This window comes from Brevundimonas sp., assembly GCF_029945885.1.
Taxonomy (GTDB): domain Bacteria; phylum Pseudomonadota; class Alphaproteobacteria; order Caulobacterales; family Caulobacteraceae; genus Brevundimonas.
The window spans coordinates 1-2,055 of sequence record NZ_JAQSDK010000022.1 but is presented as its reverse complement, the minus strand read 5'-3'; the positions used below and the strand labels follow the sequence as shown (position 1 = coordinate 2,055).

Genomic DNA, 2,055 nt, shown 5'->3' with positions numbered 1-2,055 from the left:
CCAACCTTGGCGCGGGCACCCTGTTCAACCTCGGCGGGGTCTCGACCCTGACCGGGTCAGCCGCGGCCTCGCAGGTCACCGTCAACGCCGGCACCCTGCGCCTGGGGGCCTCCGATCGTCTGGCCGACAGCGCTCTGGTCTCGGTCTCGAGCGGCGCGACCTTCGACGTCAACAGCCGGTTCGATACGATCGGGGCCCTGTTCGGGACCGGGACGGTCGCGATCAGTTCGGGACAGTTGAGCGTCGGCGGTGGGGACTCGGCCTTCGGAGGCACGCTGACCGGGGCGGGCTCGCTGGTTCACACCGGTGGGCTGTTCACCCTGGCGGGTGCCCACAGCCTGCAGACCCTGGCCAACACCGGCGGCGAGCTGCGCTTCCTCGGCACCACCAGCGGCGGCGTTGCCATCACCGGCGGCAGTCTGACGGGAGCCGGCACGATCGGCGGGGCCCTGACGGTGTCGGGCGGGGCGACCCTGTCGCCCGGTCTGGGCGGTTCGAATGCCCTCGGCACGTTTGCGGTCGGCAGCCTGACCCTGAACGGCGGCACCCTGGCGCTGGACGTGCTGGGCACGGCCGGCGGCAATCTGACCGACCGCCTCGTGGTTTCGGGCACCGCCAACCTGACCGGCGGCATCCTGGCCCCGACCTTCCAGGCTCCGGCGGGGGGCTATGACTTCCTGACCCGCTACCAGTTCCTGACGGCCGGCCAGCGCGTCGGGACCTTCAGCAACGGCGCAGCCTTCACCGCGGCTCCGGGTCAGTCGACCCTGTTCTGGCGGGTGCGCTACGACCTGGCCCCCAATGCGGCGGTGCTGGAGTTGCGCAGTCTGGTCGACTTCACGCCCGGGCTGACCGGTAGCGACAACCAGAGGTCCATCGGTCAGGCCCTGACCGGCGGTCAGCTGGAGGCATCGGACGACTGGGCCGGCGTCCTGAGCCGGCTGGCGGATCTGACGCCTGCGCAACAACAGGCGACGTTCGACAGCCTGGGCGGCGAGGCCCTGGCCGACCTGTCCAGCGCCCTGCTGGCGGCCAATGACGCCTTCGCCGGGGCCGTGCGCGAGGCCGGGGCCGCCCGGATCCCGGGCGCGAACCCGCTCAATTTCGCCAGTGCCTTCAGCTTCGTCGGCGGCCGTGACGGGGCCTCGGCCATGGTCACCAGCGTCCTCGACGCCTTTGACCCGTCGGCGGGGACAGGTTCGGCCGAAGGCGGCTGGATTTCGGTTCACGCCAGTGACGTCGATCTTCAGGGCAAGCAGGGCCAGGCGGATCTGCAGACGCGGCTGAATGCCTTCGTCGGCGGCTATGCGGTCGGGACCGGCGACTTTGTGCTGGGCGCGGCGGCCGGGGCCTCGCGGATGGAGGGCGACGTCAGCGGACGCCAGTCCACGTTCGAAAGCGACCTGCTGCATGCCGCCGGCTATGCCCGCTATGACAACGGCCGCTGGGCCGCCGACCTGACGGCCTCGGCCTATGGCGGCGAGATCGACAGCCGGCGCACGGTGTCGGTCGGGGCCTTCAGCGGTCAGGCGACCGGCCGGACCCACGGCGAGGGTCAGTCGCTGTCGGCCAGCGTCGCGCGCCGCTTCGTGCATGAGGACGGCAGCGCGATCTCGGTCGGGCTGATGCAGACCCTGTCGCGCAGCACGATCGACGCCTTCACCGAAACCGGTGCCGGAGGCCTGTCGCTTGAGGTCGCCGACCAGGAGCGCAACTGGCAGACGACGCAGTTGAACCTGCGCGGCACCCAGGACTATCAGCTGAGCGGCCAGCCCCTGCGGATGTATGGTGGTCTGGGTGTGCTGATCACCACGGGCGACCGCGAGGCCAGCGGCGACATGCGCTTCAGCGGGGCCGCGGCCGGTTTCGGCGGCTTCACGGTCGAGGGGGCGGGGGCCACCCCGCTGGCCGGAACCGCGGAGCTGGGCTTCGAATACCAGCCGCGCGAAGGCCTGACCCTGTCGACCGGCTATCGCGCCGTGTTCAGCCAGCGCCTGCACGACAACCAGATCGGTGCCCGCATGAGCGTCCAATGGTAGGCTGAGGCCTTCCCCG

At 71.1% G+C, this 2,055-nt stretch carries 1 protein-coding gene; it reads left to right on the top strand.

The window, feature by feature from the left end; translation table 11 throughout:
• The coding region (locus tag PSV00_RS09650; RefSeq protein ID WP_300446510.1) for an autotransporter outer membrane beta-barrel domain-containing protein at positions 1-2,039 on the top strand (2,039 nt) is incomplete at its 5' end.
• Between the last annotated feature and the right edge of the window lie 16 nt (positions 2,040-2,055).